Source organism: Williamsia sp. z34, assembly GCF_059553395.1.
The window spans coordinates 80040-95811 of record NZ_JCANWW010000005.1; the positions used below are offsets into that span (position 1 = coordinate 80040).

The 15772-nt window shown below is 64.7% G+C and carries 13 protein-coding genes; 9 read left to right on the forward strand and 4 right to left on the reverse strand.

Going from position 1 to position 15772, the window contains the following annotated elements:
• Positions 1-137 precede the first annotated feature (137 nt).
• Both AC51GT_RS13990 and AC51GT_RS13995 read left to right on the forward strand, forming a co-directional pair.
• On the forward strand, positions 138-1346 hold the full coding sequence (locus AC51GT_RS13990) for an acetyl-CoA C-acetyltransferase (protein WP_496322610.1): 1209 nt from the start codon (positions 138-140) through the stop codon (positions 1344-1346).
• Positions 1347-1406: 60 nt separating this feature from the next.
• Positions 1407-3584 (forward strand): 3-hydroxyacyl-CoA dehydrogenase NAD-binding domain-containing protein, encoded by a 2178-nt coding sequence (locus AC51GT_RS13995; RefSeq protein ID WP_496329160.1) that lies wholly within the window; start codon positions 1407-1409, stop codon positions 3582-3584.
• 82 nt (positions 3585-3666) lie between these two features.
• Here AC51GT_RS13995 and AC51GT_RS14000 read toward each other — a convergent pair whose 3' ends face one another.
• Genes AC51GT_RS14000 through AC51GT_RS14015 form a run of 4 tightly spaced genes read right to left on the reverse strand, consistent with a single transcriptional unit; the run spans position 3667 to position 7359 of the window.
• On the reverse strand, positions 3667-4443 hold the full coding sequence (locus AC51GT_RS14000; RefSeq protein ID WP_496329161.1) for an SGNH/GDSL hydrolase family protein: 777 nt from the start codon (positions 4441-4443) through the stop codon (positions 3667-3669).
• Positions 4444-4466: 23 nt separating this feature from the next.
• On the reverse strand, positions 4467-5531 hold the full coding sequence (locus tag AC51GT_RS14005) for a DUF8320 family protein (protein WP_496322613.1): 1065 nt from the start codon (positions 5529-5531) through the stop codon (positions 4467-4469).
• A complete protein-coding gene (locus AC51GT_RS14010; protein WP_496329162.1) occupies positions 5516-6718 on the reverse strand; it encodes a sensor histidine kinase in 1203 nt (400 codons plus the stop codon). The genes AC51GT_RS14005 and AC51GT_RS14010 overlap by 16 nt, the downstream gene beginning before the upstream one ends.
• Positions 6715-7359 (reverse strand): helix-turn-helix transcriptional regulator, encoded by a 645-nt coding sequence (locus tag AC51GT_RS14015; protein WP_496322615.1) that lies wholly within the window; start codon positions 7357-7359, stop codon positions 6715-6717. The genes AC51GT_RS14010 and AC51GT_RS14015 overlap by 4 nt, the downstream gene beginning before the upstream one ends.
• 561 nt (positions 7360-7920) lie before the next feature.
• Between AC51GT_RS14015 and AC51GT_RS14020 the strand changes: the two genes are divergently transcribed.
• The 7 genes from AC51GT_RS14020 (at position 7921) to AC51GT_RS14050 (ending at position 15696) form a co-directional block, all read left to right on the forward strand.
• On the forward strand, positions 7921-9183 hold the full coding sequence (locus AC51GT_RS14020) for an ABC transporter substrate-binding protein (RefSeq protein ID WP_496322616.1): 1263 nt from the start codon (positions 7921-7923) through the stop codon (positions 9181-9183).
• Between the two features lie 198 nt (positions 9184-9381).
• Entirely contained in the window at positions 9382-11397 is a 2016-nt protein-coding gene (locus AC51GT_RS14025; protein ID WP_496329163.1) for an ABC transporter permease, read from the forward strand.
• Positions 11387-12211, forward strand: a complete 825-nt coding sequence (locus tag AC51GT_RS14030; RefSeq protein ID WP_496329164.1) for an ABC transporter ATP-binding protein — start codon at positions 11387-11389, stop codon at positions 12209-12211. The genes AC51GT_RS14025 and AC51GT_RS14030 overlap by 11 nt, the downstream gene beginning before the upstream one ends.
• Positions 12208-12963 (forward strand): ABC transporter ATP-binding protein, encoded by a 756-nt coding sequence (locus tag AC51GT_RS14035; protein ID WP_496329165.1) that lies wholly within the window; start codon positions 12208-12210, stop codon positions 12961-12963. Before AC51GT_RS14030 ends, AC51GT_RS14035 begins: the two co-directional genes overlap by 4 nt.
• A 113-nt stretch (positions 12964-13076) precedes the next feature.
• Positions 13077-13691: a TetR/AcrR family transcriptional regulator gene (locus AC51GT_RS14040; RefSeq protein WP_496322620.1), complete on the forward strand. Its 615-nt coding sequence runs from the start codon at positions 13077-13079 to the stop codon at positions 13689-13691.
• A 27-nt stretch (positions 13692-13718) separates the two neighbouring features.
• Positions 13719-14570, forward strand: a complete 852-nt coding sequence (locus AC51GT_RS14045) for an alpha/beta fold hydrolase (RefSeq protein WP_496329166.1) — start codon at positions 13719-13721, stop codon at positions 14568-14570.
• Between the two features lie 208 nt (positions 14571-14778).
• Complete coding sequence (locus AC51GT_RS14050) at positions 14779-15696, forward strand: L,D-transpeptidase (protein WP_496322622.1); 918 nt, start codon at positions 14779-14781, stop codon at positions 15694-15696.
• The last annotated feature ends 76 nt before the right edge of the window (positions 15697-15772 follow it).

Consider the following 15772-nt stretch of genomic DNA (forward strand, 5'->3'; position numbering starts at 1 on the left):
CCTAGCGCATGGGCACACCCTTGAATGCATGTTTGTACTCGGGGTATGGTCAACTAAGTTACAGCGCGTTAGCCTTGTGATTGTTTCGGGCGGGCGCGACGAACAGCGCAGTTCATTCTTTGAAAGGAACCCCCAGCGTGACTGATGCATACATCTACGAGGCCATTCGTACGCCTCGTGGCAAGCAGCGGAAGGGCTCGCTGCACACCGTGAAGCCCGTCGACCTCGTGGTCGGCCTGATCAACGAACTCAAGGTTCGCTTCCCCGACATGGACCCCGCCGACATCAACGATGTCGTCCTGGGCATCGTGTCGCCGGTCGGCGAGCAGGGCGCCGTGCTCCCGCGTACCGCAGCACTCGTTGCCGGACTCCCCGAGACCGTCCCCGGAACCCAGGTCAACCGCTTCTGCGCCTCCGGCCTGGAAGCCACCAACCTCGCTGCCCAGAAGGTCGCCTCGGGCTGGGATGACCTGGTCATCGCCGGTGGTGTCGAGTCGATGTCCCGCGTGCCGATGGGCAGTGACGGCGGCGCGATGTTCACCGACCCCACCACCGTCTTCGACCTCTATATCGCCCCGCAGGGCATCGGTGCCGACCTGATCGCCACCCTCGAGGGCTTCTCGCGGGAAGACGTCGACGCCTACGCCGCGGAGTCGCAGCGCCGCGCCGAGGCTGCCTGGTCGGCCGGCTACTTCGCGAAGTCGGTTGTCCCGGTCAAGGACATCAATGGCGTCACCCTGCTCGATCACGACGAGCACCGCCGTCCCGGCAGCACCGTCGAGAGCCTCGGCCAGCTGAAGGCCGCTTTCGCGGGTCTGGCCGCCATGGGTGGCTTCGACGACGTCGCGCGACAGAAGTATGTCAACGTCGAGAAGATCGATCACGTTCACACCGGCGGCAACTCGTCGGGCATCGTCGACGGGGCAGCCCTGGTCCTGGTCGGCAGTGAGGCCGCGGGCAAGAAGGCCGGGATGGTTCCGCGTGCTCGCGTCGTCGCCACCGCTCAGACCGGCAGCGACCCCACGATCATGCTCACCGGCCCCACCCCGGCCACCGAACTCGTCCTCAAGAAGGCCGGCCTGACCACCGACGACATCGACGTCTTCGAGCTCAACGAAGCGTTCGCGTCCGTGGTCATGAAGTGGATGAAGGACCTGAAGATCCCGCACGAGAAGGTCAACGTCAACGGCGGCGCGATCGCCATGGGTCACCCCCTCGGTGCCACCGGCGCGATGATCCTCGGCACCTGCCTCGACGAACTCGAGCGCACCGGCGGCCGCTACGGCCTGGTCACCCTGTGCATCGGTGGCGGCATGGGTGTCGCGACCATCATCGAGCGCATCTGAATCAGCTGACGCTGGTATTGACAGGCTTCTTCCAAACCTTCACGAAAGAACCTTAAAGTTATGACTGACAACATGATTCGCTGGGAGCAAGACGGCGACGGCGTCGTTCTTCTCACCATGGACGACCCCAACCAGGGCGCGAACACGATGAACGACCTCTACGTTTCGTCGATGGCGGCCACCGTCGATCGCCTCGAGGCAGAAAAAGACAACATCACCGGTGTCGTCATCACTTCGGCGAAGAAGACCTTCTTCGCCGGCGGCGACCTCAAAGACATGACCTCGGACAAGAGTGGCATCGACAAGGTCGAGATCGCCACGCAGACCACCGACTACGCGAACGGCATCAAGGCCGTACTGCGCCGGCTCGAGACCCTGGGCAAGCCGGTTGTCGCCGCCATCAACGGTGCTGCACTCGGCGGTGGCCTCGAGATCGCGCTGCACGCCCATCACCGCATCGCGGCCGACGTCAAGGGCACCCAGATCGGCCTGCCCGAGGTGACCCTCGGCCTGCTGCCCGGTGGCGGTGGCGTCACCCGCACCGTGCGTCTGCTCGGTATCCAGAACGCGCTGATGAATGTTCTGTTGCAGGGCAACCGTTTCAGCCCCACCAAGGCCAAGGACACCGGTCTGGTCGACGAGGTCGTCTCCTCCGTCGACGAACTGCTCCCGGCCGCCAAGGCCTGGATCGCCGCCAATCCCGAAGCCGCACAGCCGTGGGACAAGAAGGGTTTCAAGATCCCCGGTGGCGCACCGACGAGTCCGGCTCTGGCGCAGTTGCTTCCGGCCATCCCGTCGCTGCTCCGTCAGCAGCTCAAGGGCGCACCGATGCCCGCGCCGCGCGCCATCATGGCCGCAGCCGTCGAAGGTGCGTATGTCGATGTCGATTCCGCCGATCTGATCGAGACCCGCTACTTCGTGTCCCTGGTGACCGGTCAGATCGCACAGAACATGATCAAGGCGTTCTTCTTCGACCTGAACTACATCAACGGCGGCGGTTCGCGTCCCGAGGGCTACGAGAAGTTCACCGCCAAGAAGGTCGGCGTCATCGGCGCCGGAATGATGGGCGCGGCCATCGCCTACGTATCCGCCAAGGCCGGTATCGAGGTCGTCCTCAAGGACATCAACATCGAAGCTGCCGAAAAGGGCAAGGCCTACTCGGTCAAGCTCGAGGAGAAGGCGCTCTCGCGTGGCAAGACCACAAAGGAGAAGTCCGACGCCCTGCTGGCGCGGATCACCCCGACCGTGGACGCGGCCGACTTCAAGGGTGTCGACCTGGTGATCGAGGCCGCATTCGAGTCGGTCGAGGTCAAGAAGCAGGTCTTCGGTGAGATCGAGGACATCGTCGAACCCGACGCCGTGCTCGGCTCGAACACCTCGACGCTGCCGATCACCATCCTGGCGGAGGGTGTCAAGCGGTCCGAGGACTTCATCGGCATCCACTTCTTCTCGCCGGTCGACAAGATGCCGCTGGTGGAGATCATCAAGGGCGCCAAGACCTCTGACGCGGTCCTGGCCAAGGTCATCGACTACACCCTGCAGATCCGCAAGACCCCGATCGTGGTCAACGACAGCCGCGGCTTCTTCACCTCGCGGGTCATCGGCACCTTCATCAACGAGGCCATCGCGGCCGTCGGCGAAGGCGTCGAGCCGGCGTTCATCGAGCAGGCGGGCGCACAGGCCGGTTACCCGGCACCGCCACTGCAGCTGATGGACGAGCTCACGCTCACACTGCCGCAGAAGATCCGCAAGGAGACCGAGAAGGCACTCGCAGCCGAGGGCAAGCCGGTTCCCCAGCATGGCTCGAATGCGGTGGTGGACAAGATGGTCGACGAGCTCGGTCGTCCGGGCCGCTCCGGTGGCAAGGGCTTCTACGAGTACGACGAGGCCGGCAAGCGCGTTCAGATCTGGCCCGGTCTGCGTGAGGCGTTCTCCTCGGGCAGCACCGAGATTCCCTTCGAGGACATGAAAGAGCGCATGCTCTTCGCCGAGGCCATCGAGACCGTCAAGTGCTTCGACGAGGGTGTCCTGACGTCGGTGCCCGACGCCAACATCGGCTCGATCTTCGGCATCGGCTTCCCCGCGTGGACCGGTGGCGTGATCCAGTACATCAACCAGTACGAGGGTGGACTGCAGGGCTTCGTCGATCGCGCCCGCGATCTGGCGAGCAAGTACGGCAGCCACTTCGAGCCGCCGCAGTCGCTGGTCGACAAGGCAGCCAAGGGCGAGAAGTACTGAGCAGCACGCTGATTGGCGTGGTCTGAAGCCAAAGCCGCGGCCCGGTTCCTCCGAAAGGGGAACCGGGCCGCGGTTTTTCTTTTCAGATCGGCGGCGGTGGGATCACCGGCGACAGCTCGGGACGTTTGGCGCTCATCCCGTCGCCCGTCGAGACGCCGCGCAGTCGGCGGATCATCCACGGCACCAGGAAGGCCCGTGCCCACTGTGCCTCACGGATCATCTTTTGCGCCAACGTCATCGGCTCGGCAGGAGCGAGCGAGACGCCCCACTCCGGGTCACTGCCGGGCAGGCCGAGCGCGTGGGCGGCGCCGGCGGCGAACCGCTCGTGCCCGAACGGCGAGGCGTGCAGTCGATCGAGTGACCAGGACCGGGTGTCGACCAGTACCGGTGCCTCGTGGAGATCGACCAGGATGAAGTCATAGGCGGCGGCGAACCCGCGCATCATCTCGTTCAATGCGAGCAGGCGGGGTTCGAGGCGTTTGGCGATCGGCACCGTCTTGGCCATGTTCGGATAGGTCGAGATGATCACCGTCGCCGACGTGGCGGCCAGCCGCGAGTAGATGTGGTCGAGATCGTGATGAACGTCGTCGAGCGTCGAACTCGCCAACACATCGTTCATCCCGAGCGGGGCGGCGATCAGGTCGGGAGACAGTGCGATCGCGGGCTCGAGCTGCGTATCGCGGATCTGGCGGGTGCGGCGTCCCCGTACCGCGAGGTTCGCGTAATGCAGGTCGGGGTTGGTCAGCGCGAGTTGTTCGGCGAGGCGATCCGCCCATCCGCGGTGGCCGGCGACGTCGTCACCGTCACCGATACCTTCGGTCTGGCTGTCACCGATGGCCACAAAACGAGAGAAATGCACCCAGGAAGTCTAAGGCGTCCGATTCACAGCCGGGGTGCCAACGCTTTGCCGTTGTGGCCGTACTCCACCCTGGTGGTGTCGTCCGGTGTGCTGTGCAGGACCGTGACCAGGGCATCCCGGTGCGGCGGGAGGACCCGGATGGTGAGGGTTCCGGTATCGGCGCGGATGAGGGCGTCGGTGATGGCGCGACAGATCTCGGTACAGACCTCAGGGGGCGCGGTGTCCAGGCCGTGGTCGTCGAGCAGCACCACGTCGACGCCGCGGGAGCGGGCCTGCCGGGCCACGGCCGGGATCGGGGGCCGGTCGAGAGCAGGCGCGCGCAGCGAGTCGCGGAGTCGGGCCTCGACCAGCTTGGCCGCGAGCCGTTCGTCTTCGGTCAGCGGCCGGGATTCTTTCATCTGCTCCAGCAGTGGGCGGGCGAGTTCGTCGAGTTGGGCGAGCCGGGCGTCGCGCTCTTCGAGGATTGCCTTGCCGGCGGCCTCGGCCGCCACCCGCAACGTCCCCTGGCGGCGCAGTTCGAAGATGCTGCGGGCCGCCGGACGGATGGTCCACGCAAAGAACGTGGCCATCAGCAGCGGTGCGAGATTGATGACCGAGATGGAGAGCCCGTACAGCGCACCTTCGCCGGCCATCGCCGTCCACACCATGCAGCTGACCAGTGTCGCCAGCATCCCGATCCACGCCCACAACGGACGTCCGCGTACGGCCATGTAGGCGTAGATGGCCGTCGATGCCCCCAGCGTCCACAGCGGTAGGTGGCCTTCCAGGGGTAGTGCTGTCGTCACGAGATTGAGGTTGATGGCAATCGGGCCGACAGCGGCGAGACACACTGCTGCGGGCGCCGGCAGGGGATCCCCGGGGATGGAGATCAGACTGATCGCGCCGATGCTGACCACAATCCATGCGGCGAACTCGTACCACAGGCCGCCTGCCGGTGGATCCGACCAGCTGACCACCGCGAACGTGATCACGTATGCCGCCACGAGAATTCGCGCGGCGGGGGTGTGCAGTCCGAGGAGTGAACCCGCGTCACCGACCGACCTCGGGTCGTCGATTGTGGTCCGGGTCAGCGTCATCGGCTTTCCCATCCCAGGTACACCCGCGTGCCGGCGCCGGGCCGGGTATCGAGGTGCGCCGTGCCACCGGGAAGGTTGCGCATCCGGCCCAGGATGCTGACGGCGATACCGAGGCGATGCGGGGCAACGGCGGCCGGATCGAAACCGATGCCGTCGTCGGCCACCACCACGCCGAGCCCGGTGTCGGTGATGTTGACATCGACGGTGCGGGTGGTATCCGACCCTGCATGTATCTGGCTGTTGCGTAACGCTTCCGACAATGCCGAACCCATCGTGCGGACCACATCGGCGGGCAGGGCTGCCACCTTCTTGTCCGGATACTCGGAAACGCGGAACAGGGCCTGGTGGTCGGCGTCCACACACGCCGCGCGGAGGTGAGTGGTCGCCTGTTCGGGCGAAAAGTATTGGTCCGGGGCCGATTCGGTTCTGATGTTGTCCAGTTCTTCGAGTGTGGTCGCCGCCATCGCACTGATGATCTCCGGGGGCTGACCCCGGGAGGCGACCAGGAACGTCGACATCACACTGTCGTGGATCAACGCGTCGAACCGTTCGCGCTCGACCGTGCGGGCATGGCCGGCTGCCGCCATCGCAGCGGCGGCATATGTTGTCTCGGTGGTGGAATCGAGGAGGCGGCCGGTCCGCATCGCCATCGCACCACCGCCCACGAACAGGGTGCAGAACATGATCGCGAACATGATCTCCGGAGCCAACACCCAGGCCGAGGAGTCACCGCGGGCGTAGAAGTTGATCAGTTGGACCGCGGTACACCCGACCACCAGATGCGAGAACACCAGTACCGGTGGCCATACGATGACGGCGGCCAGGCTTGCGACACCCGGGAAGAAGGCCAGCCAGACACCGTCGCCGTCCTCGATGGGCGGGCCGTTCCACGCCAGCGGCCAGGTTGCTGCCGCGATCAGAAAAGCGACGGCCGCAACACCGCTGAAGAACTTCATGGGTTGGGGGTCCGACCGAAACGACAACGCCCCCGGCAGCATTCCGGACCCGAAGACGAGCAGTACGTTGACGGGCGTCCACCACCAGTCCATCCGGGGCGCCAACATGCTGATCGCGGGCAGGAGGATGACGAGGTAGGCCAGATAGCCGACGCTGATGAAGCGCGCGAACATGCGAACGAGACGAAGGGTGTTCTCCCCACCGCCGAGATTGCCGGAGTGGAAAAGCGTTTGGCAGCTCATGGTTCCGGCGCCTCCGGCATCGGAAGCAGGCCGTCTTCGACGGCGCGCTTGTAGAGCTCGATCTTGGTTCCGGCCGGCCGGCCGGCATCGGCGTACTTGGCCCGGATCCGGGCCAGATAGTCGTTGACGGTGTGCGGCGTCAATCCGGTCAGTCGGGCGACACGATCTGCCTTCTCGCCCGAGGCGTACAGACTCAGGACGTCGCGCTGGCGAGGACTCAGGCCGACATCGGGGAGTCCGGGGTCGGCGTCGATGGCGGCGGCCCACTCGGTGGTCACGACCTGGCGACCGTCGGCCGCTGCGGCGATCGCCGCCACCACGACCTCGGTCGATTCGGTCTTCCTGACCACACCCAGCACACCGGCTTTGGCGGCCAAGCGCACCAGGTAGGGGTTCTCGGCGCCGGTGAACACCAGCGCCTGCAATCCGGCCGCGCGGAGTTCCTCGACGTTGGCGGTGGGAGAGGATCCGTCCGACAGGCGTAGATCCAGCAGAACCAGATCCAAATCGGCATGCAGAGCGAGTAGTTCGGTGACCGTCGGGGTGGCTGCGGCCACGACCAATCCGGGATGGTCGGCAAGCATGGCCTTGAGTCCCAGGACGACCGACGAGTGGTCCTCCACCACACCTATCCGCTTCACGTCACGCCACTCCGCTGTTCTCGGTCTACCGTCGTCGGCCTCATGTCCGGGTTGGACGAAGGTCACTGCTGCGACACCGGCTGATTCGGGCCCGGGCCAAGGTTTCTTCAGTGCCGAACCGATCCCGACAAAATATAGACGCTGAACGGGTTATCAGTATCAATCCCGAGGGTCCTGTGATCGTTCGGCTCACAAAAGTAAGCCCTACGGGCTACGACATTTAGTGTTCCAAGCGAATTACAAGAATATGCCCGCTCCTACCCGCTGAGCTCGGCATTCTATGCAGGGTCGTGACCATTTCGGGTTGATTCACATCGACGGATCAACGTCCGAACTGCACCTTGACACGCCTGTAAGGCAGGGGCTACTTTTCGAGTGGCCCAGATCACACCCGGGATGGGCACGACGGATGGCAAGAACGCTATTCGGTTGCAACCCCGTGTAACTCGGAGGGTCTGGCCGGGATCAAAGGTGCGCCTGAACATCGCCACTCGCCACTCGCGGATCGATGTTGTCGACGCATATCCATTGCGACCACTCACCGCCGGGAAAGGCATTGAAATGCGCAAGAGAACCGGCCGAATAGCGGCAGCATTTGTTGCGGCGGTGTGTGTCTTTTCCGTCGTCTCCTGTAGCGACGACAGTGATTCCGACAGCGACAACAGTGCGTCTCCGTCGGAGAGCGGCATCAAGGCGGCGGGTGAGTCGATCAAGGTCGGCTTCCTGAACCCGTCCAATGGCCCGATCACCCAGCCGGGTGTCGAGACCGGACAGAAGGCCGCCCTCAACTACATCAACAACGAGTTGGGCGGCATCGCCGGGCGCCCGATCGAGGTCGTGAACTGCGCAGTCGATGTCACGGCACCGGAATCGACCATCGGCTGTGCCAATCAGCTCGTGCAGGCCGGAGTCGTCGCGGTGATAGACGGATACGACGCGGCATCGAGTGCGGCCCTGCCGATTCTGCAATCGGCGAGTATCCCGATGGTCGGCCAGATTCCGTTCGACTCGGTCACCGGTTCGTCGCCGGAGAATCGGGTCTACTTCGGGCCACCGCAGGCCTCGTTCCTGATCGGTGTCATGCAGTCGCTGAAGCAGCAGGGAAAGAACTCTCTGACATTGGCGAACGTCGATGTCGCCGCGGCTCATCAGACATTCGACCGAATTCTCAAACCCCTTGGCGCGCAACTCGGTCTCGAGGTGAGCAGCATCTACTATTCGCCCACCAACCCGAACTACACCGCACTGGCCTCGACCATCAACTCGGGTGATCCCGATGTCGGTGGCCTGTTGACGTCGCAGACCGATGCCAACTGCACCAAGCTGGCCCAGTCGCTGCGCAGTGTCGGCTTCCAGAACACGATGTTCCTGGCGGCCTGCACCGAGTTCATCGACACGATGGGTGCACAAGCGGTCGGCGCGCAGACCTACTCGCCGATCTGGCTGGAACCGGCCAAGGATTCGGCACCGGCGCCGATGCAGGAAAACCTCGACATCACAGAGGAATACGTCGACGAGGCGGGTGGCAACGGGGGCTTCTACGCATACGGCACCTTCGCCACCTTCGTCGACTTCGCCAGGACCCTGGGTGCGGCCGCGCCGACGGAGGTCACCGGACCGACTGTTCTGGCCGCGCTGAAGGCCGTCGACGGTTACCAGAGCTGGCTGGGACCGGTGCTCAGTTGCGGTAAGGCGACAAGCCCCAACTGCACCACGGAGATGTTCGTCTTCGAGGTGACCGGTGACAAGAAGACCGAACCCATCGGGGGTGGGTTGATCCAGCCGAACCCGCAGGCGCTGGCCATGATTCCCGGCGCCAGCTAGCAACGGGGTTACAACGCAACAGATTCGGGGGTGTGCGGCGCGGCAGAGGCCGGGCGGCGCACCCCCGAATCGTCCCCCGCACAAGCGCCGCGTGGGGCGATTTTTCGGGCGCAACAACCCGGGCGGTCCGGTGCGCATGTTCGCACCCTGGCGCCCACCCATGAATCACACGAGCGGGAGTGAGGTGGCCACGGTCTCATGAGTCAGTTTCTGCAGTTCGTTTTCCTCGGCCTATCTGTCGGTGCGATCTATTCGGTCTTCGCGACGTCCCTCGTCGGGATCTACGCCGCGACCGGAGTCATCAACTTCGCACAGGGGTCCATCGCCCTGTGGGCGGTGTATGTTGTTGCCGCACTGCGTACCGATGGCACGTTCGTGCTGCCGATCGGCAGTATCTCGCTGGGTAGCGAGGACGATCCGACAGCGATGGTCCCGGCGATCATCATCGGCGTGGCCACCGCGGCGATCTGGGGGCTGCTGGCCCATCTCCTGATCTTCCGGCCGCTGCGGCGTGCCCCGGTCCTGGCGCAGGTGGTCGCCTCGGTCGGATTGATGCTCTTCATCCAGGCCCTGGTGTCCCTGCGCTTCGAGACCGATTCGCTGATGGCGCTGCCGGTCTTGCCCGAGAAGACTTTTGAACTCGCCGGTGCGGTCATCAATGTCAGCGACCTGCTGCTGGCGGCCACCGCAATCGTCATCGCGGGACTGTTCTGGGCATACTTCCAGCTGACCACCCTCGGAGTGGCCACGCGGGCCGGTGCCGAAGACGAACTCGCCGCCCGGCTCGCCGGATACTCGCCGGACCGACTGGCTGCCATCGTCTGGGTCATCAGCGGCGCGGCGTCCGGTTTGATCGTCGTCCTGGGTGCCTACACCATCGGATTGGACTCGGCGAGCTACACCTTCTACATCATCCCGGCCCTGGCCGTCGCACTCGTCGGCCGCCTGACATCGTTCGGAATCGCCTGCGCGGCCGGGCTTGTACTCGGATCATTCCAGGCGGTCATCCTGTGGGCCGGCACACTCGAGTGGTGGCCGAGCTGGGCGCAGACCGGTCTCGGCGACGCCGTCCCGTTCGTCATCGTGGTCGTTGCCCTGTTCCTGCTCGGTGGAAAGATCCCGTCACGCGGCTCTCTCGGGGAGGCGAAGATGCCGGCGGTGACCATTCCGCGTATCCGCCCGATCCCCGTCGTCGTAATGATCGCGGCAGTGGTGATCGCGGTTCTGTTGACCTCGGGCAGTTGGCGTTTCGGAATTGTGACCTCGATGATCCTGTCTCTCATCGCACTGTCGCTCGTATTGCTCACCGGCTATCTGGGGCAGATCTCACTGGCCAGCATGGCCTTTGCCGGTACCGCCGGGTTCGCGTTGTCGAAGGTGACCATCAACTGGGGCGTGCCCTTCCCGTTCAGCATCCTGATCTCGGCGCTGCTGGCTACCGCGCTGGGTGTGATCGTCGGCGTTCCGGCCCTGCGCATCCGAGGCGCGCAACTCGCGGTGGTGACTTTGGCTGCAGCCCTGGCCATTCAGAGCTTCATCTTCAACAACCCGTCGATCACGCCGTTCGAGGGCAACTTGATCGAGGATCCGAAGCTCTTCGGGTGGGACCTGTCGGTGCGACAGGGGACCGAACTGACGACCATCGAATTCTCGATGATGGTGTTGGTGGTTGTCGGGGTGCTGACGCTGATCGTCCTGCGATTCATGGCGGGTTCGACCGGGCGCGCATTTCTCGCGGTCCGTTCCAACGAACGGGCGGCGGCGTCGGTGGGGATCAACGTCGCGGCGACCAAGTTACTCGGGTTCGCCCTGTCCGCCTTCCTGGCCGGTGTCGGTGGTTGCCTCATCGGCTACAGCCGCGGGCAGTTGTCGGCGGCGTCGTTCACGGTGATCGTCGGTCTGGTCTTGCTGGCCATGACTTACGTCGGCGGTATCACCTCGGTCTGGGGTGCATTCATCGCCGGCATCATCGGTCCGCTCGGCGTCGGATACGTATTCCTCACCCAGACACTCGATCTCGGACAGTACTACCAGCTCATCGCCGCAGGCAGCCTGCTGCTGATGGCCGTGCTCAACCCGGTCGGGGTCGTCGGCGCCGTGCAGGAGACGGTGACGCACATCAAGACCAGGTTCGGCACTTCGTCACCGGCCCAGTCGCCACCACCACCCCCGAACGACAACTCCGAACCGAAAGCGAGTTCTCATGTCGGCTGAAAACACCACGTCGCTGCTGCAGGCCCGTGATCTCTCGGTGCGATACGGCGGCGTGGTCGCCAACGACAACATCGCCCTGTCGGTCGAGGCCGGGGAGATCGTCGGATTGATCGGGCCCAACGGGGCCGGGAAGACCACGTTCGTCGATGCCGTCACCGGATTCACCAGATCAACCGGCGAGGTATCGCTGGCCGGGACCCGTATCGAGAAGCAGAGTCCGCATCGCCGGCGCAGTGCCGGAATGGCCCGCACCTGGCAGGCCGGCGAATTGTTCGTGGACCTGACAGTTGCCGAAAACCTCGCTGTCGCAGTGCAACGTCCGGGGCTGCGAGCTCTGGTCGCCGACGTGTTCACCGGGTCGAAACCACCGGCGGCCACGATCGGCGAGGCGCTGGCGATGGTCGGGCTCACCGACGTCGCCGACCGACGGCCGGGCGAATTGACCCTGGGCCGGCAGAAGATGGTGGGTGTGGCCCGTGCGCTCGTGGGTGGCACGCGGCTCGTGTTGCTCGATGAGCCGGCGGCCGGCCTCGACACCCACGAGAGCAAGGCATTCGGTGCCGAACTGCGGCGGATCGCCGAGACCGGGATCGGCATCCTGCTGATCGATCACGACATGTCGCTGGTCTTGGAAGTGTGTGACCGGCTGTATGTCCTGGACTTCGGACGGGTCATCGCTTCCGGGGCACCGCAGGACATCCGGGACAACCCGGAGGTAATTGCGGCGTATCTCGGCAGCCCCGAGGTCACCGAGGCCGACATCGATCTCGACGGCGCACCCGGCGTCGGACTGCAGAAAGGGGACGCCGGATGAGTACAGGTGTTGTTACGCAACCGGTTCTGACGATCGAGGGAATCACCGTCGGATACGACGGCGTGCCCGCCGTCCGGGACCTCGATGCGCGTGTGCATGCGGGTGAGATCCTGGCACTGCTCGGTCCGAACGGGGCGGGCAAGACCACCACGCTGCTCGCGGCGGTCGGGGCGTTGCCGGTGATGGCGGGGACCATCACAGCGCTCGGGGAGCCGTTGGACAAGAGGATCGAACGCAACGCCCGGCGCGGCGTCACGCTGGTGCCGGACAATCGAGGTGTCTTCCACAAGCTCTCGGTCTCCGACAACCTTCGACTGGCGCATCGCAAGGGTGGCGCCGATGTGGACGTCGTCTTCGAATACTTCCCGAAGCTCAAAGGTTTGCGGGGACGCAAGTGCGGCAACCTCTCCGGCGGCGAGCAGCAGATGCTGGCCCTGGCCAAGGCGTTGTTGCCCCGCCCCAAGGTGTTGCTCATCGACGAACTCAGCCTGGGACTGTCGCCGATCGCGGTGAAGGATCTGCTGCCCCGACTACGCGCCATCGCCGACGAACAAAAGATGGCGATCGTATTGGTGGAGCAGCACATCGACCTCGCGCTTGCGATAGCGGATTCGGCGATCGTGCTGCACCACGGTCGGGTGGCATTGTCCGGTCCCGCAGCCGAACTCAGTGCCCAGCGTGAAAGGGTTGAGGCCGCATACTTCGGTCTGGTCGACGGCCCCGATGATGAGGCGGCAGCCTCCGCAGGCTGAGACAAAACCGTATACCCGTAGAGGAAACGATTGTGTCGAACACGCCACGCGCGTCCGCAAGTCGGTCCAAAACCACTCGGAGCACCCGTAATCGGCCGACCGACAGTGAGCTGATGGATGCTGCGCTGGCCGTGATCGCCGACGTCGGTGCCCGGCGGGCGACCATGGACATGATCGCCGAGCGTGCGGGCACGTCCCGGGTCACGCTGTACGCGCACTTCGGTTCTCGGGATTCGTTGGTCGACGCGGTACTCGATCGCGAGATGAGCACGCTGACCCGGTGGAAACTCGCCGCCTATGACCAGGGCGACGAGATGGCCTACGGCGACCACACCCGGTACTCGGTGGAGGTCCTCTTCGAATACGCACGCCGCAATCCAGAAGGGTTCCGGGTGTTGCTGACGAACCGGGAGGAACATCGCGAATCCGCGCGGCAACTGTCGGCCGCATTGGAACCCAGACTCGCGCAACGTCTCCGGGCTGCGTTCTCCAAACGTGGGCACCACGTCGGTGTCGGGGTCGACGTCCTGGCCTCGATGCTGATCGGGATGACCCTCGATGTCGCCCACCGCGCGGTGATCGTGGCGGGGGCGAGCATCGATACCGCCTGCGAGTTGGCGGTGTCATCCGCGCTGTCGGTCCTGCGGACGGTGGATGTGGTCCAGTTGCAGGCGATCGACCGATCTCTGGGCGCAGAAACGGTCGAAAACCACCCAAGTGGTACATGAAACTGGAACACGTTCTAGTCTGGTTCGGTGGACGTGACATATGAGACCAGCAAGCGAGAACTACCGACCGATGCCGGCGTGCTGCGCTATCACGAGGCAGGGTCGGGACCACCTCTGATCCTGCTCCACGGGTCGGGCCCGGGTGTCACCGGTTGGCGGAATTACCGGGGCAACATCGGTGTCTTCGCGCAGACCCACCACTGCTACGTCCTGGAGTTCCCGGGGTTCGGGGTCAGCGATCCGGTCAAGGGTCATCCGGTCCTGACCGCCGGTTCGTCGGTGATCCGATTCATGGACGCCCTCGGTATCGAGTCGGCGCCGATCATCGGCAATTCGATGGGCGGCGTGGTCGGCGTCAACCTGGCGATCAAGAAGCCGGACCGGGTGAGCAAGCTGGTCACCATCGGTGGTGTGGGACCCAATGTCTTCAGTCCCGGTCCGAGCGAGGGTCTGCGGTTGCTACAGGAGTTCACCGATGCGCCCGACCGCGAGAAGTTGATCCGCTGGCTGACCGGAATGGTCTACGACCGGGACCTGATCACCGAGGACTTGATCGAGGAGCGCTGGGAGGCGGCGATCAATCCGGACGCGCAGGCCACCGCCCAGATGATGTACGGCTCGGCGGCATTCGAGATGCAGCAACAGTTCATGGCTGCATCCGATACCCCGCCGTACTGGTCGATGATGCACAAGGTGAGCTGTCCGACGCTGTTGACCTGGGGGCGCGATGACCGGGTCAGCCCTCCCGACATGGCGATGCTGCCGATGCGGCTGATCCCCGACGCCGAGCTGCACGTCTTCCCGAAATGCGGTCACTGGGTGATGATCGAGGCCAAGACCGCGTTCGAGGGTGCGGTTCTCGATTTCCTCTCGCGCTGAGGGCGGGCCGTCGTAGTCGTCCGTTCTGACGGCACTTACCAGCGTATTCGGCGGTTTCATTGACATCTGACGACCGATCCCGTCGTGGTCGGGGGAGTTCGTGATGAATGGTTGCGCGCTGACGTATCTTGGGCAATCTGGCGCCGATCGCCGTTTCCGGCGCAGTGGGCACGCTCTGTTGCACAGGCGATGATCAAAGGGACGTTGCATGCAGCTCGGCATCATCGGTGGCCGCCTCGCGGGGCGTGTGGTGCTGGTCGTTGTCAGCGGCACCCTGGTCGCCGGTGGTTCGGTCGTGTCGGTGCAGGCTGATCCACTCTGGCCGGGCGGTCCGGATGTTCCGGGGTTGTCCACGCCGCGCATCCCATTGCCCGATCCCGGCGCAGTCAAACCGTCCGATGAGCAGCCGTTGGCGCGCGCCAACTTCTCCACTCCCGTACTCGATCCGGTCGACGGTGAGACCGTCGGCATCGCCCAGCCGGTCATCATCTCGTTCACGGCGGCGATCGGGGACAGGGAGACCGCCGAGAAGGCGATCCGGGTGTCCACCGAACCCGAGGTCGACGGCGCCTACCGCTGGGTGGGCAACAGAGAGCTGCGCTGGAAGCCGGCCGGATTCTGGCCGGCCGGAACCAAGGTCAAGGTGCAGGCCGGAAGTGCGGCCGCAGGGTTTTCCGTCGGAGAGGAATGGGTCGCAACGGCCGACGACAACACCCACACCATCACGGTGTCCGTCGACGGCACGACGGCACGCACCATCCCGACATCCATGGGCGCCAACGAGAATCCGACACCCAACGGCGTCTACACGGTCGGTGAGCGGTTCGCCGACATGTACCTGGACTCCTCCACGTACGGCGTGCCGGTCGATTCGCCGGGTGGCTACCGCACCTATGTCGAGTACGCGACGCGGTTGTCGAACAGTGGCATATTCCTGCATGCGGCGCCGTGGTCCGTCGGCCAGCAAGGCAATACCAACGTCTCGCGTGGTGGCCTCAACGTGAGTACCGACGACGCGCGATGGTTTTTCGAGAATGCCCCCAAAGGTGCCCCGGTCGTCGTCCAGAACACCGTCGGCGGAACAGTTGATCCCGCCGACGGGCTCACCGACTTCACCGCTCCCTGACCCCGATGATGTGGCCTTTTGGCGAACAAACCCGCAGGTGGACGCCGCCAAAAGGGCACATCATCGGGGTGGGGGA

Excerpts from the sequence above, each read along its gene's own strand:
- AC51GT_RS13995 (WP_496329160.1), top strand. The coding sequence starts at position 1,407 with ATGACTGACAACATGATTCGCTGGGAGCAAGACGGCGACGGCGTCGTT.
- AC51GT_RS14005 (WP_496322613.1), bottom strand. The coding sequence starts at position 5,531 with ATGGGAAAGCCGATGACGCTGACCCGGACCACAATCGACGACCCGAGG.
- AC51GT_RS14010 (WP_496329162.1), bottom strand. The coding sequence starts at position 6,718 with ATGAGCTGCCAAACGCTTTTCCACTCCGGCAATCTCGGCGGTGGGGAG.
- AC51GT_RS14020 (WP_496322616.1), top strand. The coding sequence starts at position 7,921 with ATGCGCAAGAGAACCGGCCGAATAGCGGCAGCATTTGTTGCGGCGGTG.
- AC51GT_RS14025 (WP_496329163.1), top strand. The coding sequence starts at position 9,382 with ATGAGTCAGTTTCTGCAGTTCGTTTTCCTCGGCCTATCTGTCGGTGCG.
- AC51GT_RS14030 (WP_496329164.1), top strand. The coding sequence starts at position 11,387 with ATGTCGGCTGAAAACACCACGTCGCTGCTGCAGGCCCGTGATCTCTCG.
- AC51GT_RS14035 (WP_496329165.1), top strand. The coding sequence starts at position 12,208 with ATGAGTACAGGTGTTGTTACGCAACCGGTTCTGACGATCGAGGGAATC.
- AC51GT_RS14040 (WP_496322620.1), top strand. The coding sequence starts at position 13,077 with ATGGATGCTGCGCTGGCCGTGATCGCCGACGTCGGTGCCCGGCGGGCG.
- AC51GT_RS14050 (WP_496322622.1), top strand. The coding sequence starts at position 14,779 with ATGCAGCTCGGCATCATCGGTGGCCGCCTCGCGGGGCGTGTGGTGCTG.